General features: G+C 70.6%; 18 protein-coding genes and 2 pseudogenes. 13 read left to right on the top strand and 7 right to left on the bottom strand.

Translation table 11 applies throughout. The features are described 5' to 3' along the window. Positions 1-258: 258 nt before the first annotated feature. The 6 genes from lpdA (at position 259) to IE264_RS04345 (ending at position 8,972) form a co-directional block, all read left to right on the top strand. On the top strand, positions 259-1,647 hold the full coding sequence (gene lpdA / locus IE264_RS04370) for a dihydrolipoyl dehydrogenase (protein ID WP_031122147.1): 1,389 nt from the start codon (positions 259-261) through the stop codon (positions 1,645-1,647). Between the two features lie 62 nt (positions 1,648-1,709). Then, complete coding sequence (sucB, locus tag IE264_RS04365; RefSeq protein WP_032752913.1) at positions 1,710-3,527, top strand: 2-oxoglutarate dehydrogenase, E2 component, dihydrolipoamide succinyltransferase; 1,818 nt, start codon at positions 1,710-1,712, stop codon at positions 3,525-3,527. A gap of 147 nt (positions 3,528-3,674) precedes the next feature. Beyond that, on the top strand, positions 3,675-4,298 hold the full coding sequence (locus IE264_RS04360) for a GntR family transcriptional regulator (RefSeq protein WP_032752915.1): 624 nt from the start codon (positions 3,675-3,677) through the stop codon (positions 4,296-4,298). Between the two features lie 267 nt (positions 4,299-4,565). After that, positions 4,566-7,238 carry a pyruvate dehydrogenase (acetyl-transferring), homodimeric type gene (aceE, locus tag IE264_RS04355; RefSeq protein WP_032752917.1) on the top strand — a complete coding sequence of 891 codons (2,673 nt, stop codon included), beginning with the start codon at positions 4,566-4,568 and terminating at the stop codon, positions 7,236-7,238. A 166-nt stretch (positions 7,239-7,404) separates the two neighbouring features. Continuing rightward, positions 7,405-8,388 carry a helix-turn-helix transcriptional regulator gene (locus IE264_RS04350; protein ID WP_032752919.1) on the top strand — a complete coding sequence of 328 codons (984 nt, stop codon included), beginning with the start codon at positions 7,405-7,407 and terminating at the stop codon, positions 8,386-8,388. Positions 8,389-8,450: 62 nt separating this feature from the next. Continuing rightward, positions 8,451-8,972, top strand: coding sequence for a DUF4240 domain-containing protein (locus IE264_RS04345; RefSeq protein WP_032752922.1), 522 nt, complete (start codon positions 8,451-8,453; stop codon positions 8,970-8,972). 63 nt (positions 8,973-9,035) lie between these two features. Here IE264_RS04345 and IE264_RS04340 read toward each other — a convergent pair whose 3' ends face one another. Next, positions 9,036-9,593, bottom strand: coding sequence for a GNAT family N-acetyltransferase (locus IE264_RS04340; protein WP_032752924.1), 558 nt, complete (start codon positions 9,591-9,593; stop codon positions 9,036-9,038). Between the two features lie 96 nt (positions 9,594-9,689). On the opposite strand from IE264_RS04340, the gene IE264_RS04335 reads away from it, so the two are divergent. Together IE264_RS04335 and IE264_RS04330 are read left to right on the top strand one after the other, a co-directional pair. Then, a complete protein-coding gene (locus IE264_RS04335) occupies positions 9,690-10,589 on the top strand; it encodes a TIGR01777 family oxidoreductase (RefSeq protein WP_032752926.1) in 900 nt (299 codons plus the stop codon). 194 nt (positions 10,590-10,783) lie between these two features. Next, positions 10,784-12,250: an FAD-dependent oxidoreductase gene (locus IE264_RS04330; RefSeq protein ID WP_032752928.1), complete on the top strand. Its 1,467-nt coding sequence runs from the start codon at positions 10,784-10,786 to the stop codon at positions 12,248-12,250. A 48-nt stretch (positions 12,251-12,298) separates the two neighbouring features. On the opposite strand, the gene IE264_RS04325 is transcribed toward IE264_RS04330, so the two are convergent. Further along, complete coding sequence (locus tag IE264_RS04325) at positions 12,299-14,071, bottom strand: NsdA family TPR-like regulatory protein (protein WP_032752929.1); 1,773 nt, start codon at positions 14,069-14,071, stop codon at positions 12,299-12,301. A gap of 291 nt (positions 14,072-14,362) precedes the next feature. Between IE264_RS04325 and lipB the strand changes: the two genes are divergently transcribed. From lipB to IE264_RS04305, 4 genes are all read left to right on the top strand, one after another. Then, entirely contained in the window at positions 14,363-15,172 is an 810-nt protein-coding gene (lipB, locus tag IE264_RS04320; RefSeq protein WP_032752930.1) for a lipoyl(octanoyl) transferase LipB, read from the top strand. A 162-nt stretch (positions 15,173-15,334) separates the two neighbouring features. Beyond that, entirely contained in the window at positions 15,335-16,312 is a 978-nt protein-coding gene (gene lipA, locus IE264_RS04315; protein WP_032752931.1) for a lipoyl synthase, read from the top strand. Between the two features lie 265 nt (positions 16,313-16,577). Then, entirely contained in the window at positions 16,578-16,778 is a 201-nt protein-coding gene (locus IE264_RS04310; RefSeq protein ID WP_015608099.1) for an SCO2195 family GlnR-regulated protein, read from the top strand. 30 nt (positions 16,779-16,808) lie between these two features. Continuing rightward, positions 16,809-17,516 (top strand): DUF4191 domain-containing protein, encoded by a 708-nt coding sequence (locus IE264_RS04305; protein WP_015608100.1) that lies wholly within the window; start codon positions 16,809-16,811, stop codon positions 17,514-17,516. 149 nt (positions 17,517-17,665) lie between these two features. Here the strand turns inward: IE264_RS04305 and IE264_RS04300 are convergent, their stop codons facing one another. After that, the gene (locus IE264_RS04300) at positions 17,666-18,073 is read right to left on the bottom strand and encodes an RDD family protein (RefSeq protein ID WP_015608101.1); all 408 of its coding nucleotides are present in this window, start codon (positions 18,071-18,073) and stop codon (positions 17,666-17,668) included. A 280-nt stretch (positions 18,074-18,353) separates the two neighbouring features. Here IE264_RS04300 and glnA point away from each other — a divergent pair, with 280 nt between their 5' ends. Then, positions 18,354-19,763 carry a type I glutamate--ammonia ligase gene (gene glnA / locus IE264_RS04295; RefSeq protein ID WP_015608102.1) on the top strand — a complete coding sequence of 470 codons (1,410 nt, stop codon included), beginning with the start codon at positions 18,354-18,356 and terminating at the stop codon, positions 19,761-19,763. A gap of 87 nt (positions 19,764-19,850) precedes the next feature. Here the strand turns inward: glnA and IE264_RS04290 are convergent, their stop codons facing one another. From IE264_RS04290 to IE264_RS04275, 4 genes and pseudogenes are all read right to left on the bottom strand, one after another. Continuing rightward, the gene (locus IE264_RS04290; RefSeq protein WP_032752932.1) at positions 19,851-20,462 is read right to left on the bottom strand and encodes a DUF5753 domain-containing protein; all 612 of its coding nucleotides are present in this window, start codon (positions 20,460-20,462) and stop codon (positions 19,851-19,853) included. 89 nt (positions 20,463-20,551) lie between these two features. Beyond that, on the bottom strand, positions 20,552-21,112 hold the full coding sequence (locus tag IE264_RS04285; protein ID WP_229887390.1) for a peptide deformylase: 561 nt from the start codon (positions 21,110-21,112) through the stop codon (positions 20,552-20,554). A gap of 5 nt (positions 21,113-21,117) precedes the next feature. Then, positions 21,118-21,996 (bottom strand): annotated as a pseudogene (locus IE264_RS04280) (helix-turn-helix domain-containing protein); the annotation flags it as partial. Positions 21,997-22,152: 156 nt separating this feature from the next. Continuing rightward, a pseudogene (locus IE264_RS04275) lies at positions 22,153-22,448 on the bottom strand (helix-turn-helix domain-containing protein); the annotation flags it as partial. Between the last annotated feature and the right edge of the window lie 60 nt (positions 22,449-22,508).

Here is a 22,508-nt window from a genome sequence, read left to right as displayed (position 1 = left end):
GACAGGGTTTCGCTCTCGACGAACACCGGCCGAATCCGTAGGTATCTACGCAGCAGTAACCCTCCGGGACGGACGATCATCCGTCCCGGACCCGGGCCCCGCGTCCCGCCCACCGTCGACAAGTGCGAAGATGGGTTCTCGGCAGGACAGGGCCCCCACCACAGGGCCGAAGACAAAGCGGCCGAACACCAGCCGACCGGCCGGTCACACCCCAGCGACGGGGCCCGGCGTACGGCGCACATGCATGGAGGACGTGACGTGGCGAACGACGCCAGCACCGTTTTCGACCTAGTGATCCTCGGCGGTGGCAGTGGCGGTTACGCCGCGGCCCTGCGCGGAGCGCAGCTGGGCCTGGACGTCGCCCTGATCGAGAAGGGCAAGGTCGGCGGCACCTGCCTGCACAACGGCTGCATCCCCACGAAGGCGCTGCTGCACGCGGGCGAGATCGCCGACCAGGCCCGCGAGGCGGGCCAGTTCGGTGTCAAGGCGACCTTCGAGGGCATCGACATCGAGGCCGTCCACAAGTACAAGGACGAGGTGATCTCGGGCCTGTACAAGGGTCTCCAGGGTCTCATCGCCTCGCGCAAGGTCCACTACATCGAGGGTGAGGGCAAGCTCTCCTCCCCCACCTCCGTCGACGTGAACGGCCAGCGCATCCAGGGCCGCCACGTGCTGCTGGCGACCGGCTCCGTGCCGAAGTCGCTGCCCGGCCTGGAGATCGACGGCAACCGCATCATCTCCTCGGACCACGCGCTGAAGCTGGACCGCGTCCCGAAGTCCGCGATCGTGCTGGGCGGCGGCGTCATCGGCGTCGAGTTCGCCTCGGCGTGGAAGTCCTTCGGCACCGAGATCACCATCGTCGAGGGTCTCAAGCACCTCGTCCCGGTCGAGGACGAGAACAGCTCCAAGCTTCTTGAGCGCGCGTTCCGCAAGCGCGGCATCAAGTTCAACCTCGGTACGTTCTTCGAGAAGGCCGAGTACACGCAGGACGGCGTCCGCGTCACCCTCGCCGACGGCAAGACCTTCGAGGCGGAGCTGCTGCTCGTCGCGATCGGCCGCGGCCCGGTCTCGCAGGGCCTGGGCTACGAGGAGGCCGGGGTCGCGATGGACCGCGGCTATGTCCTGGTCGACGAGTACATGCAGACCAACGTTCCGACGATCTCGGCCGTGGGCGACCTCGTCCCGACCCTCCAGCTCGCCCACGTCGGCTTCGCCGAGGGCATCCTGGTGGCGGAGCGTCTCGCCGGTCTCAAGACCGTCCCGATCGACTACGACGGCGTGCCGAAGGTGACGTACTGCCACCCCGAGGTCGCCTCCGTGGGTATCACCGAGGCCAAGGCCAAGGAGATCTACGGCGCGGACAAGGTCGTCGCCCTCAAGTACAACCTCGCGGGCAACGGCAAGAGCAAGATCCTGAAGACCGCGGGCGAGATCAAGCTCGTCCAGGTCAAGGACGGTGCCGTGGTCGGCGTCCACATGGTGGGCGACCGCATGGGCGAGCAGGTCGGCGAAGCCCAGCTGATCTACAACTGGGAGGCGCTGCCCGCCGAGGTCGCCCAGCTCATCCACGCCCACCCGACGCAGAACGAGGCGATGGGCGAGGCTCACCTGGCACTGGCAGGCAAGCCCCTCCACTCGCACGACTGATCCCCCGGTCCCGGGCGCGACGACCGACCACTTCCGCATTTTCGTAAGGAGCAACTGAAACCATGTCGGTTTCCGTAACCCTTCCGGCGCTCGGCGAGAGCGTCACCGAGGGCACTGTCACCCGTTGGCTGAAGGCCGAGGGCGAGCGCGTCGAGGCCGACGAGCCGTTGCTCGAGGTCTCGACCGACAAGGTCGACACCGAGATCCCGGCCCCCGCGTCCGGTGTTCTGACCTCCATCAAGGTCGCCGAGGACGAGACCGTCGAGGTCGGCGCCGAGCTGGCCGTCATCGACGACGGCTCCGGCGCACCGGCCGAGACCGAGGCCCCGGCCGCGTCCACCGAGCCGGCCGCCACCCCGGCTCCGGCCGCCGAAGAGGCGCCCACCGCCCCGTCGACCGAGACCGAGGCTCCGGCCGAGGCTCCGACCGCCGAGGCCGCCACCGGCGGTTCGTCCGCCGAGGGCACCGACGTCACCCTCCCGGCGCTCGGCGAGAGCGTCACCGAGGGCACCGTCACCCGCTGGCTGAAGGAGGTCGGCGAGGAGGTCGCGGAGGACGAGCCCCTCCTCGAGGTCTCCACGGACAAGGTCGACACCGAGATCCCTGCCCCGGTCGCCGGTGTGCTGCTGGAGATCGTGGTCGCCGAGGACGAGACCGCCGAGGTCGGCGCCAAGCTCGCCGTCATCGGTGCTCCGGGCGCGGCCCCCAAGCAGGAGGCCCCGAAGGCCGAGGCTCCCAAGCAGGAGGCCCCCGCGGCTCCCGCCCCGGCCCCCGCCGCCCCCGCGGCTCCGGCAGCTCCGGCACCGGCTCCGGCCGCTCCCGCCCCGGTCGCGCAGGCCCCGGCGGCTCCGGCCGCCCCGGCCCCCGCTCCGGCGCAGCCCGCCCCCGCCGCCCCGGCACCGGCAGCCACCCCGGCCGCCGCGCCCTCCGGTGACGACGGCGCCTACGTCACGCCGCTGGTCCGCAAGCTCGCGTCCGAGAACAACGTGGACCTGGGCTCGGTCAAGGGCACCGGCGTCGGTGGCCGTATCCGCAAGCAGGACGTCGTCGCCGCCGCGGAGGCCGCCAAGGCCGCCGCCGCTGCTCCGGCGCCCGCCGCTGCGACTGCTGGAGGCCATGCCGCCGCTGCAAAGGCGCCGAAGCTGGAGGCCTCCCCGCTGCGCGGTCAGACGGTCAAGATGACCCGCATGCGCAAGGTCATCGGCGACAACATGATGAAGGCGCTGCACTCGCAGGCCCAGCTGACCTCGGTCGTCGAGGTCGACATCACCAAGCTGATGAAGCTGCGCAACCAGGCGAAGGCCTCCTTCGCCGCCCGTGAGGGCGTCAAGCTGTCCCCGATGCCGTTCTTCGTGAAGGCGGCGGCCCAGGCGCTGAAGGCCCACCCGGTCATCAACGCCCGGATCAACGAGGACGAAGGCACCATCACGTACTTCGACGCGGAGAACATCGGCATCGCCGTGGACGCGGAGAAGGGCCTGATGACCCCGGTCATCAAGGGTGCGGGCGACCTGAACATCGCCGGTATCTCGAAGAAGACCGCCGAGCTGGCCGGCAAGGCCCGCGGTGGCGGCCTGACCCCGGACGACATGTCCGGTGCCACCTTCACCATCAGCAACACCGGTTCGCGCGGTGCGCTCTTCGACACCGTCATCGTGCCGCCGAACCAGGCAGCCATCCTGGGTATCGGCGCCACGGTCCGCCGCCCGGTGGTCATCGACCACCCGGACCTCGGCGAGACCATCGCGGTGCGCGACATGACGTACCTCGCGCTCTCCTACGACCACCGTCTGGTGGACGGCGCGGACGCCGCCCGTTACCTGACGGCGGTCAAGGCGATCCTGGAAGCCGGTGAGTTCGAGGTCGAGCTCGGCCTCTGAACGCTCCGGCTGTAACCAGCCTCACCAGCGGCGCCCCCGTCCGGAACTCTTCCGGGCGGGGGCGCCGCCGTATTGTCTAAACACCACGGGCAGCGACCGCCACCGTGATGATGTAGGCACCACCGGTCCGCCCTGAAGGAGCACCTCATGACCCCGCCCGTCGTCCACTCGCTGCGCGAACAGATCCGCGAGCACATCGTGGAGGGGATCGTCAGCGGGCGCTGGAAGCCGGGTGAGCGGATCGTGGAGCGCCGCATCGCCACCGAGCTGGAGGTCAGCCAGACGCCCGTGCGCGAGGCGCTGCGCGAGCTGGAGACGCTCCGGCTGATCGAGTCGGCCCCCAACAAGGGCGTGAGGGTCCGCAACCTCACCGCGGCCGACCTGGAGGAGAGCTACCCGGTACGGGCGGGCCTGGAGCAGATCGCGGCGGAGCTGGCGGCCCCGCTGCTGGGCCAGGACTGCTCGGCGCTGGCCCCGCACGTGGCCGCGCTGTACGAGGCGGACCGGCTGGCCGACGGCGAGGCGCAGGTTCGGCACACGGTCGGCTTCCACCGGGAGATGGTCCGGGCCGCCGGGAACGCGGTGCTGCTGCACACCTGGGAGGGGCTGGGCATCGAGGTGTTCACGGCCCTGTCGATCCGCTGGCTGGGCACGGTACAGAAGTCGTACGCGGAGGAGCACCAGGCCCTCATCGACGCGTTCCTCGCCGAGGACCCGCAGATCGGGGCCTTGGTGAAGGCGCATGTGCTGGGCTGCGCGCCCCGGGCCTGAGCCTCTCCGCGAGCTCCGATCATCTGGCGTGTGACCTGCTCTTCCGTGCAGGTCAGCGCCCTTTTTGCGGCCTTTTTCGCGTCACTCCGTGCCCTGTTTCGAGGCACCCCATGCCACTTTTCTTCGTATCGAGAAGTTTTGCCTTCAATCCTTTGATCGATCATCGATCAGCGACTTACAGTTCACTCCGCGGGCCCACCGGCCCCATCGCTCTGTCCTGCCAGATAGAGCCTTCTCCACCCCCCTCCTCTCCGGAAGGCGGCGATCATGACCGACCCCGTAGGAAAGCTTCCGAGCGAGCTCGACCAGCTCCCGGACCGTGACCCCGAGGAGACCGCCGAATGGGCGGCCTCCCTGGACGCCGTCACCAAGGCCGCCGGCCCGCACCGGGCCGCGTACCTGATGCGCCGCTCGCTGCAGCACGCCGAGGGCGCCGGTCTCGCGCTGCCCAAGCTGCTGGAGACCGATTACGTCAACTCCATCCCCACCGCCGCCGAGCCCGAGTTCGACGGTGACCTGGAGATGGAGTCGAAGATCACCGCGTGGAACCGCTGGAACGCGGCCGCGATGGTGACCCGTGGCGCCCGGTACGGGGTGGGCGGCCACATCGCCACCTTCGCCTCGGCGGCCTGGCTCTACGAGACCGGCTTCAACCACTTCTTCCGCGGCAAGGAGGGGGACGGCTCCGGCGACCAGCTCTACATCCAGGGCCACGCCTCCCCCGGCATCTACGCCCGCGCCTTCCTCGACGGCCGGCTCAGCGAGGCGCAGCTCGACAACTTCCGCCAGGAGGCGGGCGGCGAGGGTCTGCCCTCCTACCCGCACCCGCGGCGGCTGCCCTGGCTGTGGGAGTTCCCCACCGTGTCGATGGGCCTCGGCCCACTCTCGGCCATCTACCAGGCGCGCTTCAACCGCTATCTGGCCAACCGCTCCATCAAGGACACCGCCAACTCGCACGTCTGGGCCTTTCTGGGCGACGGCGAGATGGACGAGCCCGAGTCGACCGCGGCCCTCGCGCTGGCGGCCCGTGAGCAGCTCGACAACCTGACCTTCGTCATCAACTGCAACCTGCAGCGCCTCGACGGCCCGGTCCGCGCCAACTTCCGCGTGGTCCAGGAGCTGGAGGCGCAGTTCCGCGGGGCCGGCTGGAACGTCGTCAAGACGCTGTGGGGCAACGCCTGGGACGAGCTGTTCCAGCTGGACACCACGGGTGCGCTGCTGCGCCGCCTGCGCGAGGTCCCGGACGCCCAGTTCCAGACGTACGCCACCCGTGACGTCGCCTACATCCGCGACCACTTCTTCGGCGCCGAGCCCGCCCTCGCCGAGCTGGCGAAGCTGCTCACCGACGCGAAGATCGCCGAGTGTTTCTACACCTCGCGCGGCGGCCACGAGGCCCGCAAGGTGTACGCGGCGTACAAGGCGGCCGTCGAGCACAAGGGCGCGCCGACCGTGATCCTGGCCCAGACGGTCAAGGGCTACACACTCGGCAAGGGCTTCGAGTCCAAGAACGCCAACCACCAGATGAAGAAGCTGTCGATCGACGAGTTCAAGAGCATGCGCGAGCTGCTTGGCCTCCCGATCCCCGACAGCGCCTTCGAGGACGGTCTCGTCCCCTACGGCCACCCGGGCGCCGACTCCCCCGAGGTCCGCTACCTCCAGGAGCGGCGTGCCGCTCTCGGCGGTCCCGCCCCGGCCCGCCGGATCCACGCCTCCGCGCCGCTGCCGCAGCCCGAGGAGCGCGCGTTCAAGGCCCTCTACAAGGGGTCCGGCAAGCAGGAGATGGCCACCACCATGGCGTTCGTCCGCCTGGTGAAGGACCTGATGCGGGACAAGGAGACCGGCAAACGCTGGGTGCCGATCGTCCCGGACGAGGCCCGTACCTTCGGTATGGAGTCCCTCTTCCCCTCCGCCGGCATCTACTCGCCGCTGGGCCAGACGTACGACCCGGTCGACCGTGACCAGCTGATGTACTACAAGGAGGCCAAGGACGGCCAGATCCTCAACGAGGGGATCACCGAGGCCGGGGCCATGGCCGACTTCATCGCCGCCTCCACGTCGTACGCGACGCACGGCGAGACGATGATCCCGTTCTACATCTTCTACTCGATGTTCGGCTGGCAGCGGACCGGCGACCAGATGTGGCAGCTCGCCGACCAGCTCGGCAAGGGCTTCATCGTCGGCGCCACGGCGGGCCGCACGACGCTGACCGGTGAGGGCCTCCAGCACGCGGACGGCCACTCGCACCTGATCGCGGCCACCAACCCGGCCTCGCTCAACTACGACCCGGCGTTCGCGTACGAGGTCGCGGTGATCGTCAAGGACGGTCTGCGGCGGATGTACGGCCCCGATGCCGAGGACGTCTTCTACTACCTGACGGTCTACAACGAGCCGAAGCCCCAGCCCGCGATGCCCGAGGGCGTCGAGGAGGGCATCGTCAAGGGCCTCTACCGCTTCAAGGAGGGCACGCCCGCGAAGGCGGACGCGCCACGCCTGCAGCTGCTCGCCTCCGGCACGGCGATCCACTGGGCCCTGGAGGCCCAGGAGCTGCTGGCCGCCGACTGGGGTGTCACGGCCGACGTCTGGTCCGCCACCTCGTGGGGCGAGCTGCGCCGCGACGCGCTGGAGGCCGACGAGGCGCTCCTGCGCGGTGAGGTGCAGGTCCCGTACGTGACGCAGGCGCTCTCCGGTGCGCCGGGCCCGGTGCTCGCGGTCAGCGACTGGATGCGCCAGGTCCCGGACCAGATCAGCCAGTGGGTGGAGCAGGACTGGTCCTCGCTCGGCACGGACGGCTTCGGCCTCTCCGACACCCGCGCGGCGGCCCGCCGCCACTTCGGGGTCGACGCCCAGTCGATCGTGGTGGCTTCGCTGGCCCAGCTGGTCAAGCGTGGCGAGGTCCCTGCCTCGGCGGTCAAGGAGGCCCGGGAGCGGTACGGCCTCTGAGCCACCGGCCCGACCCGACCCCCGGTCGTCGGGGCGGAAGTGCCCGACAGCGCTTCCGCCCCGGCGGCCGGGGGTTTCGGCGTGGGCGGCCGGGGGGCACGGCATACGCGGCCCGGACGTCACGGCGTGGGCGGCCGGGGGTTTTCGCTGCCGCCACAATGGGCGCATGCGTGCTGCCCGGCTGATCAAGATGGTGCTGCTCCTGCAGTCCCGCCCCGCGATGACCGGCGCCGAGCTGGCGGCGGAGCTGGAGGTGTCGGAGCGTACGGTCACCCGGGACGCACAGGCGCTCTCCGAGGCCGGCGTCCCGGTGTGGGCGGAGCGCGGCCGGGCGGGCGGCTACCGGCTCGTCGGCGGCTACCGCACCCGGCTGACCGGCCTGGACCGGGGCGAGGCGGAGGCGCTGTTCCTCTCCGGGCTGCCCTCCGCGCTGCGCGAGATGGGGCTGGAGGACGCGGCGTCGGCGGCCCGCCTCAAGGTGTCGGCCGCGCTGCTGCCCTCCCTGCGTGACGCCTCGGCCTCGGCCGCCCGGCGCTTCCACCTGGACGCCCCTTCCTGGTACCACGAGCCGGAGCCCCCCGGGCTGCTGCCCGTCGTCGCCGACGCCGTCTGGGACGACCGCCTGCTGCGGGTCCGCTACCGCAAGGGCGGGGGCCGCGAGCACCGGCGTACGGAGGTGGCGCGGGAGCTCGCTCCGTACGGCCTCGTCCTCAAGGCCGGGGTCTGGTACCTGTGCGCCGAGGTCACGGACGACTTCCGGGTCTACCGGATCGACCGGTTCACCTCGGTGGAGCCGGCCGACGAGCGCTTCGAGCGGGACGAGACCTTCGACCTGCCCGCGTTCTGGGAGGCACGGGCCGCCGAGTTCGCCCGGTCACTCCTGCGTACCGAGGTGACCGTACGGGTGTCCGAGAGCGGTGCCCGGCAGCTCTCGTACACCGGGGACCGGGCGGCCGCCGCGGAGGCCCTCGCGAAGGCCCCTCCCGCCGGTCCGGACGGGTGGCGCACGGTCACCCTTCCCGTGGAGTCACTGGACGTCGCCTACGGCCAGCTCCTTTCGCTGGGTCCCGAGTTGGAGGTCGTGGCACCGGAGGAGCTGCGGAGCCGGTTCGCCGGGGCGGTCGAACGCCTGAGTGATCTGTATCGCTGAAAGGCTTCTTTTCGCCGTCTGGGCGTGCGGGGGGTCCCGGCAGGCTGGATGCTGGACCCGTGATGGACGAGACGGAATTCTGGGAGATCATCGACAGCACCCGCGAGGCCGCCGATGGCGACCCCGAGGAGCAGGCCGATCTGCTCGTGGAACGGCTGGTGCAGCTCGACCCCGATTCCGTGCTGGACTTCGCCCGGCACTTCGAGGCCCGCTACAACCGCGCCTACCGCTGGGACCTGTGGGGCGCGGCCGCCGTGCTGCTCGGCGGGGCGAGCGACGACGCCTTCGACTACTTCCGGTGCTGGCTGATCGGCCAGGGCCGGGAGGTCTTCGAGGGCGCGCTGCACGACCCGGACGGTCTGGCCGAGCTGCTGGACGACTTCGACGAGGAGATCGACGGGGACGGCGAGGAGCTGGGCTACGCGGCCGACGAGGCGTACGAGCAGCTCACGGGTGTGGTCGCGCCCGATCTGGGACTGCCGCCGCAGCCCACCGAGCCGCTGGGGACCCCGGTCGACTTCGAGGACGAGGGCGCACTGGCCGCCCGCTACCCGGACCTCTCGGACCGCTTCGCACCGCGCTGAGCCCCAGGCGGTCAGGGGCCACCCGCGGTCAGGGGCCACCGGCGGTCAGGAAGCCGACGGCAGTCAGGGGGCCAGCGAGCGCCCCATCAGCACGTCGTCGACATAGCGCCCGTGCAGGAAGAACTCCCCGCTCAGCACCCCTTCCACGGCGAACCCCTCGGAGGCGTAGAGCGCCCGGGCGGGGGTGTTGTGCCCGAGCACCCGCAGCGTGATCCGGTTGGCGCCCTGGCGCCTCGCCTCGGCGCACGCGGCCCGCAGCAGGGTCCGTCCGACACCGGCCCCGCGCGCCCAGGCCGCCACGGCGAGGCCCTGTATCTGGCGCACATGGGCGTTGCAGGCGAGCGGGGTGGGCGGGACCAGGCGTATGTACCCGGCGATACGCGTCCCGCCGGAACCGTCCGGGGCCCCGGCCTCCGTCACGGCTTCCGTCGCGGCCTCGGCCACCAGGAAGTCCTCGGGCCGGTGCCGCTCGTCGAAGAAGGGGTCGTACGGAGGCCGGGGCCGGGGCATCACCGCGTGGAGCGTCGACCAGGTGGCCCGGTCGAGCTCACCGAGCGCTTCCTCGTCGGCGGACAGGGCCGGGCGGACGGAGACGGAGTGGAGGGTGGTGGTTGCGGACATGCCGTCACTGTCCCATGCCGGGTTCTTCGCACTCCATGGTGTTTTCCCCCGTATCCACTGCCGTGTTTCCCCCAATCCTTGGGGCAGGATGGCACCATGCCGACCTCCCGTATCGCCGTCACTGGATCGTCCGGACTCATCGGAGCGGCGCTCGTGCGCTCGCTGCGCGCCGACGGGCACGAAGTGGCCCGCCTGGTGCGGCGGCCCGCCAGGTCCGGGGACGAGGTGGAATGGGACCCCAAGCGGGGTCATGTGGACGTGGCCGGTCTGGTGGGCTGCGACGCGGTCGTCCACCTCGCCGGGGCCGGGGTCGGCGACCACCGCTGGACCGACGACTACAAGCGGGAGATCCGCGAGAGCCGGGTGCTGGGCACCGCCGCGATCGCCGAGGCCGTCGCCTCCCTCGACACCCCGCCGAAGGTGCTGCTCTCCGGGTCGGCCATCGGCTTCTACGGCGATACGGGAGACCGCGCCGTGGACGAGACCGCGCCGCCCGGTGACGGCTTCCTGCCCTCCGTGTGCGAGGAGTGGGAGGCCGCGACGGCCGCCGCCGAGGAGCGGGGCATCCGTACGGTGCACGCCCGCACCGGACTGGTGGTGGCCCGCGAGGGTGGGGCGTGGGGGCGGATGTTCCCCCTGTTCAAGGCGGGGCTGGGCGGGCGGCTGGGCAACGGCCGCCAGTACTGGAGCTTCATCGCGCTGCACGACCATGTCTCGGCCCTGCGCCACATCCTGGACACCGAGTCGCTGACCGGCCCGGTGAACCTGACCGGGCCCGACCCGGTCACCAACGCCGAGGTGACGGCCGCGATGGGCCGCGTGCTGCGCCGCCCGACCCTGTTCACCGCTCCCGCGCCCGCCCTGCGGGTCGCGCTCGGGGAGTTCGCCGGCGATGTGCTGGGCAGCCAGCGGGTGATCCCCGGGCAACTGCTGGACTCCGGCTTCTCGTTCGCCTTCCCCGGCGTCGACGCGGCGATCCGCGCGGCGCTGCGCTGAGCCGCACCCGCACGCGGCGGCCACACGGCTGCCACGCGGCTGTGACGTGTGCGACCCCGTGCCCCGGTGCCCCCGGGCACGCGCGTCTGATGCAGTATCAGCCATCCTCCTAGCCTCGATGCGAACTCCGGCATTCCGGGGACCTGTTGGGGGCAAGAAGCCCCCACCAGTCGCACCGACTCGGGGAGGGGCTTGTGCGCAGCACGGCACACCACGCGGACGTGATCATCATCGGGGCCGGGATCGCCGGCCTCTCAGCGGCCCATCTGCTGACCGGCGCCGGAGTCGGCGTCAGTGTCCTGGAGGCGGCCTCCACCGTGGGCGGCCGGCTCACCACCCATGAGGTGGACGGCTTCCGTCTCGACCAGCTCGGCCCCCTGCTCTGCACCTCCTGGCCTGAGCTGACCACCACCCCGGGGCTCGGCACCCCGGAGCTGCGGGAGTTCGCGCCCGGGGTGCTGGTGCACAGTGACGGCCGCCGCCATCGCACCGGCGACATACGGAGCGCGAGGGGCGCACTCAGGGCCGTACGCACCCGGTCGAGCGCCCCCCAGCTCGCGCCGGGCGGGTACGGGGACCAACTGCGGACCGTGTCGCGGGCCGGCCTCGGCGCCAGGAACGCAGGACTCAAAGGCGCAAGCCTCAAGGGAGCGGGACTCAAAGGCACCGGGCTCATAGGCACAGGGCTCAGGACCACCGGCCTCAGGAGCAGCGGCACGGTCTCCGATGCGATCGACCGGGCCCGGCTCGGCGCCGCGCTCTCCCGGCTGGCCGCCACCCCGACGGCCCGGCTCCTGGCCCGCCCCGAGCGGACGGCGCTCGCGGCCCTGACGGCGGGCCAGATGCCCGCCCGTACGGTCGACGCCGTCCTGCGCCCACTGCTCTCCGCGCTGCTCGGAGACCCCGGCCTCACCACGTCGAGCCGGTGCGCGGATCTGGCGCTGCGGGACTACGCGCGGGGCGGGCTCTGCGTCCCGGCGGGGGGTTCGGGGACGCTGCCGGATCTGCTGGCGGCCTCGCTGCCGCCCGGCACGGTACGGACCGGGGTGCATGTCACGGCCGCCGACATCACCACCGTACGCACGAAGGAACATGGCGAACTGGGGTGCCGTTCGCTGCTCCTGGCGACCGGCGCCGGGGCTGCGGCCGAGCTGCTGCCGGGGCTGCGGGTGCCGGCCTTCCGCCCGGTGACGGTCCTTCACCACACGGCGCCCGCGCCGCCGCCGACCGGCAGGTCGCTGGTGCTGGACGGCGACCGGGCGGGTCCGGTGGCGTACACGGCGGTGATGAGCGAGGTGGATCCCTCGCGCGCGCCGGAGGGCCGGACGCTGATCACCTCGACGGTGCTCGGCACCCCGCCGCCGGACCTGGACCGTTCCGTACGCACGCATCTGGCGGCGCTGTACGGGACCCCGACGGACGACTGGGAGCTGCTGGCCGCCCACCACGACCCGGAGGCGGTGCCCGCGATGGAGGCCCCGCACGACCCGCGCCGGCCGGTGCGGGTGCTGGCCGGGCTGTACGTCTGCGGCGACCACCGGGACACCAGCAGCGTCCAGGGCGCGCTGCACTCGGGGCGCCGGGCGGCCGAGGCGATCCTGACGGACCTGGGAGTGGCACCGGCGCATCTGGGGGGCGTGGGGCTGCCGGAGGCGGCGTAGGGCGTGCGCGGGCTCCACGGTCTGTCGGCTATGGAGCCCGCGCGACAGTCAGCCGAGCGCGGCGACCCGTTCGCGGTAGCCGCGGACGGGGGCGGCGTCCCGGTACGGCTCCAGGCTGCGCTCGAAGGCGCGTACGTACTCGACGGCCCGGACCGAGCGCATCTCCGATGCCTGCTGGGCCGCCTCGGCCCCCAGTCGGCAGGCCTGTTCCAGCTCGCCGAGGCCCAGCCGGGCGGAGGCGAGCACCACCCGGCAGAACAGCCGGCTGCGGGCGTACGCCGGAGCGCGCAGCTGGAGCGAGCGCTCCGCGTGCTGGGCGGCGGCCCGGTACTGCTGGAGGTCGCGGTGGCAGTGGCCGAGCTCGTGCGCGAGCTCGGCCTCGTCGAAGGGGCGGGCCCACGCCGGCGCCTCGTCCCCGGGGCGCGCGATCTCCAGGGCGTGCTCGGCCCGGGTCAGCGCGGCGGTGCAGGCCCGCGCCTCGCCGAGGATCCCGTGGCCGCGCGCCTCGACCGAGTGCAGCAGGGCCTGGACGAGGGGCGGGGCGGCGGAGCCGATGCCCTGCTGGGCGACGCGGGCGAGCTGGACGGCCTCCCTGCCGTGCCCGAGGTAGACGGCCTGGCGGCTCATGGTGATCAGGACGTACGCCCCGTAGCCGCGGTCCCCGGCGGCCTGGGCGAGCCGCAGCGCCTGGACGAAGTACCGCTGGGCCAGGCCGTGGGCGGCGATGTCGAACGAGGTCCAGCCGGCCAGCCGGGTCAGGTCGGCGGCCGCGGCGAAGAGGCGGCGCCCGGTGGCTTCGCCGTAACTCCCGCGGAGCATCGGCTCGGCCTCGTGCTCCAGATACCGCACGAGGGCCTGGCGGGCGTGGCCGCCGCCGTAGGCGTGGTCGAGGGTGCGGAAGAGCTCGCCGACCGAGCGCAGCGCCGCGACATCCCCGCTGCCGACGCGCTGGCCGGGCCCGCGCTCGGTCTGCCGCTGGCGCGGGACCACGGGGAGCGCTTCCGTACCGGCTGAGGCTCCGGCGCCGGGCAGGGGCCCCGTCCCGGGGCGGACCGCGCCCACCGGGTCCGTCGCGGACGGCTGGGCGGCGGCCGGGACGGGGTGGCCGGCCGGCTGGGCGGGCCGTCCCGGCGGGCGCAGGGCTCCGCCGGGGCGGGGCATACCGCGGAGGTCGGTGCGCAGGGCCCCGTCCGTACGGCCGGATGTCTCCGGACCCCGGCCGGGTGTCTCCGTACGGCCGGGCATCTCCGCACGGCCGGGTGTATCCGTACGGCCAGGTGTATCCGTACGGCCGGGTGCCGGGGCCCCACCGGCGGCCCCGGCACCTCCCCTGCGGTGCGGGGCGGGCGGCTGGGCCGCCCCGCCGTCGCGGGCCACCCACTCGTCGGCGCGGCCGATCAGCCAGTCCCGGCTGGGGACGACGAGGCCTGCGGGCGTGAAGGCGATCTTGCGCAGCTCCGTGTGGGTGCCCGAGTCCTTCCGCCAGAGGCCGCTGACGATGTCGACGGCCTCGGTGGGGGTGGCCGCGAACTCCAGCCCCGCGTAGACCGGCGCGCAGGCGTCGAGCCCCAGGTCCTGGGCGGAGAGCCGCCGCCCGAGGCGCCGGGTGAAGACCTCGGCGATCAGGGCTGGGGTGGTGCCGCGCGGCTGCTGTCCCCGCAGCCAGCGGGTGACCGAGGTCTTGTCGTACCGCAGGTCCAGTCCGTGTTCGAGGCCGAGCTGATCGACCCTGCGGGCGAGACCCGCATGGGAGAACCCGGCTTCCGCGATGAGTGAGGCGAGGCGGCGGTTGGGCGTGCGCTGCGGGGGTCGTTCCGACATCAGCTGTACGGTCTCCTGCCTTCGGGGGCCCGGGCAGCCCCTGGGGAACGGCGCGAACTTAGCGTCCGCCGGGGCGGTCGGAGACACCCTTTGCTCCACGTTCATCCGATCGTGTGAGGATTGCGAACCGAGCTGACGGCGGCGACCGGGATACCCATGCGCTCTCGACCTGCCGGTGGGCCGGCCGGGTGGCGGTCGTACAGTGGTTGCGGGCGCGATCAGTGCAGGGTGCCGTCATCCCCGGGGACACCCCTTGGGGCACACGGCACCCGACATAGGGAGGCATCTGTCGTGAGCGAGCTGCGGTTCGTCCGTCTGGGCTTCGGCGCGGAGGCGGTCGAGTACCAGGAGGCCTGGCAGAAGCAGCGTGAGGTGCACGCGGCCCGGTTCGAGGACCTGGTGCCGGACACCTGCCTGCTGCTGGAGCACCCGCCCGTCTACACCGCGGGCCGCCGTACCGCCGACAGCGAACGCCCGCTGGACGGCACCCCGGTCATCGATGTGGACCGGGGCGGCAAGATCACCTGGCACGGCCCCGGGCAGCTCGTCGGCTACCCGATCCAGAAGCTGCCGCGTCCGGTCGACGTCGTCGCGCACGTGCGCCGCCTGGAGGACGCACTGATCCGTACGGCCGCCGACTTCGGGGTGGAGACCTCGCGGGTCGAGGGCCGCAGCGGGGTCTGGGTGCTCGGCGACCCGGTCGAGGAGCGCCGCGCGCTCGGCGGGCTCTCGCTGGACTTCGACCCCAGGCTCCAGGACGAGGAGTTCGACCCGCGGCTGAACGGCCCGGAGTACGCCCCGTCCAACGCCGGCCAGCGCCGCGAGGACCGCAAGCTGGCCGCGATCGGGATCCGGGTCGCCAAGGGCGTGACGATGCACGGCTTCGCACTCAACGTGAACCCGGACAACACCTGGTTCGACAAGATCGTGCCGTGCGGCATCCGCGACGCAGGGGTCACCTCGCTCTCCAACGAGCTGGGCCGGGAGATCACCATCGAGGAGGTGCTGCCGGTCGCCGAGAAGCACCTGCGGGACATCCTGGAGAACGCGGAACTCGCCCCGCGGGTGGTCGAGCAGCCGAAGGCCGCGGCCCCGGCGTAGTACCGGTCAGTAGCCTCCGGCCGCCACCACCGGCCGGGGAATAGGCCCTGTCGGCCGCAGGTTGGCCAGACGTAAGGGCGTTTGATTTACGGGCGTACCCTGGTGTTCGCCGAAGAATCCCATGCGAATCCCACGCAGCAGAAAGCAAAGGGGAGTGCCGGAGTGTCCGCTGTCGCACCCGACGGGCGCAAGATGCTGCGCCTGGAGGTCCGGAACAGCCAGACCCCCATCGAGCGCAAGCCCGAGTGGATCAAAACGCGGGCGAAGATGGGCCCCGAGTACAAGCAGCTGCAGCAGCTGGTGAAGGGGGAAGGGCTGCACACGGTCTGCCAGGAGGCGGGCTGCCCCAACATCTTCGAATGCTGGGAGGACCGCGAGGCCACCTTCCTCATCGGCGGTGACCAGTGCACGCGGCGCTGCGACTTCTGCCAGATCGACACGGGCAAGCCGCAGGCGCTGGACCGTGACGAGCCCCGCCGGGTCGGCGAGTCCGTCGTCAAGATGGACCTGAACTACGCCACCATCACCGGCGTCGCCCGCGACGACCTGGAGGACGGCGGTTCCTGGCTGTACGCGGAGACCGTCCGCCAGATCCACACGCTGACGGCGGAGCGGGAGGCGGGCGCGACCAAGGTCGAGCTGCTGATCCCCGACTTCAACGCCGAGCCCGAGCAGCTCGCCGAGGTCTTCTCCTCGCGCCCCGAGGTGCTCGCGCACAACGTGGAGACGGTGCCGCGCATCTTCAAGCGCATCCGCCCCGGTTTCCGCTACGAGCGGTCCCTGGAAGTCATCACGCGGGCCCGCGAGGCCGGTCTGGTGACCAAGTCGAACCTGATCCTCGGCATGGGCGAGACCCGCGAGGAAGTCAGCGAGGCGCTCCAGGACCTGTACGACGCGGGTTGCGAGCTCATCACGATTACGCAGTACCTGCGCCCGTCCCTGCGGCACCACCCGGTCGAGCGCTGGGTGAAGCCGATGGAGTTCGTCGAGCTGAAGGACGAGGCCGACGCGATCGGCTACTCCGGCGTGATGTCGGGGCCGCTGGTGCGTTCCTCGTACCGCGCGGGCCGTCTTTTCCAGCAGGCGATGGAGGCGCGCGGCGCGGCCGCCACCGCCGTGCCGACCGCCCAGGCCGTGTGAGTCCGCTCACCCGGTCCACCGAGCAGTAACCGCACGTCCGAGGCGGCCCGTACGCTCCCCGCAGGTGAGGGACGCGTATGGGCCGCCTCGGCGTGCGGGGCTCCGGAATGAAGGGTTCATTGGTGTTTGACCGACCGGTCACGCGCTGGTAACACCGAGCAGTGACCCTAGGTACACGTGCAGCGGCAGCTCTCGCCGCCGCCGTCACTGCTTCCCGTACTCAGTCCGCGCCCCGGGGGGCGCATCCACTCCGAGGGGGAACACCATGCAGGCCGCACCGGTCCGCGCCCACGCCATTCCGTCCGTCACCACGGCCCTGCGCGCCGTCGAGTCGCTCCTGCTGAGCAGCGGCCAGCGCACCGCCCGCCGCAACGCCTGGACGGCCGTCCTGGAGGACCGCCGCCGGGCCAAGGACCGGGTGGAGTACCCCTACGCGCTCGAAGCCGTGTCCGACCACCGTTCCTAGGTCGCTTCCACGCCACGTAAACTTCTGTACATGGCGAGGAAGGCAAAAACTGAAGGCGCGGACAGCGCCGAGAACGCAGGGCGGCTCAAGCAGATCGCCCTGACCTACAAGATGACCAGGCGGTCCGACAGCAAGATCGGGCTCATCGTCGCGGGCGTGGGAATCGCCACGTTCGGTGTCCTCCTCGGCATCGGCTTCGTGATCGGTCACCCGGTCTACCTGGGCATCCTGGGCTTCGTCCTGGCCATCCTCGCGATGGCGATCGTCTTCGGACGACGGGCCGAGCGAGCGGCCTTCGGGCAGATGGAGGGCCAGCCCGGCGCGGCGGCCGCCGTCCTGGACCGGATCGGACGCGGCTGGACCACGACCCCCGCTGTGGCGATGAACCGCAGCCAGGACGTCGTGCACCGGTCGGTCGGCAAGGCCGGCATCGTCCTGGTCGCCGAGGGCAACCCGAACCGGGTGAAGGGCCTGCTGGCGTCCGAGAAGAAGAAGATGGCCCGCATCGTGGTGGACGTCCCGGTCCACGACATCATCGTCGGCGACGGCGAGGGCCAGGTGCCCCTGAAGAAGGTCCGCACCAAGATGCTGAAGCTCCCCCGCGTCCTCACCGGCCAGCAGGTGACCACCACCAACGACCGGCTGCGCGCGATGGGCGACCTGATGAGCAACATGCCCTTGCCGAAGGGACCCATGCCCAAGGGCATGCGGATGCCGCGCGGCGGAAAGATGCGCTGACCGCGGAGGCGTGCACGTACGCGACGCAGACGGACGGCCCCGGACCGAGGAACGGTCCGGGGCCGCCGCGTTCTCCGGGCCTTGCGGCCCACCTCAGGCTCCGTGGCTACATCTCAGGCGGCTCTGTGGCTACATCTCAGGCTCTGTGGCTACATCCGGACCTGTACGGCACGGCCGAGGCGGTCGTGGAGGCCGCGCCCGTCGCGGTCCCAGACGAGGGCGGGGATGACGAGCAGGAGCAGGACGGTCCGTACGAGGACGCGCCCGAAGCCGAGGCGGCCGCCGTCCTCGGAGACCACACGGAGCCCCAGGAGACGCTTGCCGGGGGTGCAGCCGATGGTGCCGACGGTGAGGGCACTCATCAGGAGGAAGACGCCGAGCGCCCAGTTCCCCGCCGCCTGCTGGTCACCGCGAGCGAGCAGCCCGTATGCGATCACCATGCAGATCGACCAGTCGATGAAGATGGCCCCGAAACGACGGCCGAGCGGGGCGATCGCCCCCGGCCCCTCCTCGGGCAGCCCGAGCCTCTTGCCGCGGTAGCCGAAGTCGGCGCCCATCTCTTCGGCGGCCGCGCGGGGCCCCGAGAGCCACGATCCGATTGCTTGCCTGTTGTCCACCCGTCCACGGTACTGCGCCCAGGTTTGGGCCCGGCCGGGCGGGGCACGGAAACAGCTGCTGAGATGCCACCCACCCCCGCCCCGGTTAACTTGGGCGAAACAAATGGGTCATGCTTGAGAAATCCCGTCTGCCTATGGTCGGGTCCAGCGTGTGCCACCGCACTGGCCGCACCACGAGCTACAACCCCGTCCCTCCCGGGCCGGGAGTAGGAGGAGTTGGATGTTCCAGAACGCCGACGAAGTGCAGAAGTACGTAGCGGACAACGACGTCAAGTTCATCGATGTCCGGTTCTGCGACCTGCCCGGGGTGATGCAGCACTTCACGATCCCGGCAGCGACCTTCGACCCGGCCGAGGAACTCGCCTTCGACGGCTCGTCGATCCGCGGTTTCCAGGCGATCCACGAGTCCGACATGGCGCTGCGCGCCGACCTGTCGACGGCTCGGGTGGACCCCTTCCGCCGCGACAAGACCGTCAACATCAACTTCTTCATCCACGACCCGATCACGGGCGAGCAGTACAGCCGTGACCCGCGGAACATCGCCAAGAAGGCCGAGGCCTACCTGGCCTCGACCGGCTTCGCGGACACCGCGTACTTCGGCCCGGAGGCCGAGTTCTACGTCTTCGACAACGTCCGCTTCCAGACGTCGGCGAACGAGAGCTTCTACCACATCGACTCCGAGGCCGGCGCCTGGAACACCGGGTCGGAGGAGAACAACCGCGGCTACAAGGTCCGCTACAAGGGCGGCTACTTCCCGGTCCCGCCGGTGGACCACTTCGCCGACCTGCGTGCCGAGATCTCCCTGGAGCTGGACAAGAACGGCCTCCAGGTCGAGCGCCAGCACCACGAGGTCGGCACCGCCGGCCAGGCCGAGATCAACTACAAGTTCAACACGCTGCTCGCCGCGGCCGACGACCTGATGCTCTTCAAGTACATCGTGAAGAACGTCGCCTGGCGCAACGGCAAGACCGCGACCTTCATGCCGAAGCCGATCTTCGGCGACAACGGCTCGGGCATGCACGTCCACCAGTCGCTGTGGCAGGGCGGCACGCCGCTCTTCTACGACGAGCAGGGTTACGCGGGCCTGTCGGACATGGCGCGCTACTACATCGGCGGCATCCTGAAGCACGCCCCGTCGCTGCTGGCGTTCACCAACCCGACGGTGAACTCCTACCACCGCCTGGTCCCCGGCTTCGAGGCCCCGGTCAACATGGTGTACTCGCAGCGCAACCGCTCCGCCGCGATGCGCATCCCGATCACCGGCTCGAACCCGAAGGCCAAGCGCGTCGAGTTCCGCGCCCCGGACCCGTCCTCCAACCCGTACCTCGCCTTCTCCGCCCTGCTGATGGCGGGCCTGGACGGCGTGAAGAACAAGATCGAGCCGGCCGAGCCGATCGACAAGGACCTCTACGAGCTGGCTCCCGAGGAGCACGCCAACGTCCAGCAGGTCCCGACGTCCCTCCCTGCCGTGCTCGAAGCCCTGGAGGCGGACAACGAGTACCTCCAGGCGGGCGGCGTCTTCACGTCGGACCTGATCGAGACCTGGATCGACTACAAGCGCACGCACGAGATCGCCCCGATCCAGCTGCGTCCGCACCCGCACGAGTTTGAGCTTTACTTCGACATCTAGGCCGCGGGTCGTACTCACCTGCGCCTGATTCCTGAGGCACCGAGGGCCGCCACCTCCTTCCGGGGGTGGCGGCCCTCGCTCGTGCTGTCAGCCGCGTCGAGCCCCGCCCCAGAAGGACCGGGCCTTCTGAAGGATTTCCTCGGCTGCTTCGCCGTACAACGCCGCGTCGCTCAGCCGGCTGAAAGCCTTCCGGTAGAGGTCGAGTTCGGCGGGCTCGGTCACGTTCAGGCCGGAGGAGACCAGCTCTACGTGGACCTCGTCTCCGTGCAGATTGAAGGCATGGACAGGAAGCATGTCCACGGGCGCCGTGGCAGGGATGATGCCAAGGGTGATTGAGGGCAGGTCGATGTCACGGAGGATCCGGTCCATCTGCTCCCGCATGACCTCGGGCCCGCCGATGTTCGTGTAGAGCGCCTGCTCCCCGAGGACGACGTCGTAGTGGTGCTCGCCGTCGTACAGCACCTGCTGCCGCTGCATCCGCTTGGCCACGCCTGCGGGCACATCGTCCGGAACCCCGAGGAAGTCGACGACCTGCCCCAGGATCACGGTGGCGTACGCCTCCGTCTGGAACGTCCCCCAGATCATGGTCGGTACGTACGCCTGGCCCTCGGGCGTCTCCTGATACCAGCGGATCACTTCGTCCTGGACTGCTTCGGTGCCTGTGGACAGGCGCTCCTGCCAGGGCACAGAACTGGTCACTTGAATCTCCTCGTTTTATCCGGGTCGAACCTGTTCGTTCCCGGAGAGCACCCAAACGCATCAGCCTCTGCCCAGGGCGAAACCGGAGGTCACGAGCGTTCGTAGGCCCATGCCTGCCCGGTCTGCCGGTACTGCTCCACGGGAATGGGGGTGACTCCCACGTTCATACGCGCGGTGTAGAGCAGCCCGCCGAGGTGATCGATCTCGTGATGGATGAGGCGGGCGAGGCCGCGTTCATACACAGTGGTCACGGTCTCGCCGGACTGGGCCGTGGTCTCGACATTGATTGTCAGGGGGCGGGGCACCAGGCCCCTGACATCGAAGAAGCTCAGGCAGCCCTCGTAGTGCTCGTCCGTCTCCTTGCAGCTCTCAGTGATCCGGGGGTTGAGGAGGACGATGGAGGGCGCGTCGCCGGGCGGCTGGACGACGGCGGCGGCGCGGCTGATGCCGATTTGTGGGGCCGCTAGGCCCATGCCCTTGGCGAAGGGGTGCACTTGGCCGATGCGGTCCATGGCGGCGAACAACTCGTCTACGACCCTTTCTGCTTCGTCCCGTTCGGCAGGCAGGTCGAACGCGCGGGCCTGTTCGGTGAGGATGGCGGCACCCTGTTGGACAACTCCGAGGTCTCGCATCCGCTGGCTTGGCCGCATGTCCGTCACCTGAACTCTCCTTGGTCCGAATCGGGTTCGGGCTGTGCCCGGAACCGCCATTCCAGACGGTACCGAGCATGCAGCGCGGGTGTGGTCGTGATCCACGTGAACGTCCGCTGTTCACCGGCGTCACCGCGGATGGGCGGGGTACGCAACGGCGAGGCTTCGGCGGTCATGGATGTCTCGGTGCCCCAGACGACGGGGTCGAGAGCAGCCGGGAAGACCAGTTGGACTTCGAGTTGCTCGGTGGGCAGACGCACGGCCCGCTGGAACCAGTTGCCCCACTTCTCATGGCCCACGGTGTAGGCGTACTCGATCCAGACGGATTCGCCCGGGTAGAGAGGAAAGCGACCGTGTTCGTTGTCGAAGAGCAGCCAGACTTCCTTGAAGGCGTCGCGATCGTGCTTCGCCTGCCACCGCATCTCCTCGCCTCGGCAGGTGGCGGTGAGATCGAGTTCATCCCAGGTCAGAGGGTGCGCTCGGTAGTGGGCGTTGGATTGCTCGGGGTCGCCGGGGTCATCGGGGTATCGATCGACAGAGATGCGGATCAGGTAGCGGGCGACCGGCTCGGTGCCGGTGTTCCGCAGTAATCGGCGCATGGTGAGTCGGTAGGAGCGACCGTCGTAGTGGAGTGAGGCCGCGTCGTGTTCGACGACGAGGGCGGATTCGGTTGCGTATGGCTGTTCGGGTCGGCGGGGAGCTGGCGGGGTTGAAGACGTGGGGTCGGCATGTGCCCGTGCCTTCTCGTATCCACGCCATCGTCGCCAGATGGCCTTGCCCGCGTTCAGTGCTTCGTCGGCCAGCCGGGCAAAGTCCTCGCTGGACTTGTGGCGGCCCGACTCCACATGGCTGACATAGGACGGGTCGAACCCCATCGCCCTGGCCAAAGCCCGTTTGGACATGCTGCGCACCTCGCGCCAGCGGGCAACTTCTGCCGCGAAGTCCTCGGCCGCTTGGCCGACAGTGATCTCTTCGCCTTGCGAATCCATCGAACGACCCGTCCCCGCGTGATGTTCAGTGAGCATGAGCGAACCGTGAGTGACCAACGTGCCGTCCACGATGAGCACGGTGTCCTTGGCGAACCGCTTGCGGGGCTGGAGAGCGAGCAGGGGGCCCAAGTGGTTGATGACTCGGCCGGCCGTCGACTTCGAAACGCCGAACAGCGGAGCGAGTTGCCGCAACGTCAGATTGGTGCGCCAGTAAGCCGTGACCAGAAACACCCGGTCCTCCAACGACAGACTCCACGGCCGCCCTCTGTGGACCCCATCTGCTCCATCGCGCCGCAGCGTGGTCAGCAGTTTGCCGAATGCGGGCTCAGCCCCGCGAACGGGGATATCCAGACACCTCAGGGTCCCAACTCGTCAAGCTGCGGGCCTCAGGCCGTTGTGTAGCCTGT

This window comes from Streptomyces microflavus, from assembly GCF_014650075.1.
Lineage (GTDB): Bacteria > Actinomycetota > Actinomycetes > Streptomycetales > Streptomycetaceae > Streptomyces > Streptomyces microflavus.
This window is presented reverse-complemented; position numbering and strand designations above follow the sequence as displayed.

Excerpts from the sequence above, each read along its gene's own strand:
- IE264_RS04285 (WP_229887390.1), bottom strand. The coding sequence starts at position 21,112 with ATGCGGCCAAGCCAGCGGATGCGAGACCTCGGAGTTGTCCAACAGGGT.
- IE264_RS04360 (WP_032752915.1), top strand. The coding sequence starts at position 3,675 with ATGACCCCGCCCGTCGTCCACTCGCTGCGCGAACAGATCCGCGAGCAC.
- IE264_RS04300 (WP_015608101.1), bottom strand. The coding sequence starts at position 18,073 with ATGGGCGCCGACTTCGGCTACCGCGGCAAGAGGCTCGGGCTGCCCGAG.
- IE264_RS04340 (WP_032752924.1), bottom strand. The coding sequence starts at position 9,593 with ATGTCCGCAACCACCACCCTCCACTCCGTCTCCGTCCGCCCGGCCCTG.
- glnA (WP_015608102.1), top strand. The coding sequence starts at position 18,354 with ATGTTCCAGAACGCCGACGAAGTGCAGAAGTACGTAGCGGACAACGAC.
- IE264_RS04345 (WP_032752922.1), top strand. The coding sequence starts at position 8,451 with ATGGACGAGACGGAATTCTGGGAGATCATCGACAGCACCCGCGAGGCC.
- aceE (WP_032752917.1), top strand. The coding sequence starts at position 4,566 with ATGACCGACCCCGTAGGAAAGCTTCCGAGCGAGCTCGACCAGCTCCCG.
- IE264_RS04305 (WP_015608100.1), top strand. The coding sequence starts at position 16,809 with ATGGCGAGGAAGGCAAAAACTGAAGGCGCGGACAGCGCCGAGAACGCA.
- sucB (WP_032752913.1), top strand. The coding sequence starts at position 1,710 with ATGTCGGTTTCCGTAACCCTTCCGGCGCTCGGCGAGAGCGTCACCGAG.
- IE264_RS04350 (WP_032752919.1), top strand. The coding sequence starts at position 7,405 with ATGCGTGCTGCCCGGCTGATCAAGATGGTGCTGCTCCTGCAGTCCCGC.
- IE264_RS04325 (WP_032752929.1), bottom strand. The coding sequence starts at position 14,071 with ATGTCGGAACGACCCCCGCAGCGCACGCCCAACCGCCGCCTCGCCTCA.
- IE264_RS04335 (WP_032752926.1), top strand. The coding sequence starts at position 9,690 with ATGCCGACCTCCCGTATCGCCGTCACTGGATCGTCCGGACTCATCGGA.
- IE264_RS04310 (WP_015608099.1), top strand. The coding sequence starts at position 16,578 with ATGCAGGCCGCACCGGTCCGCGCCCACGCCATTCCGTCCGTCACCACG.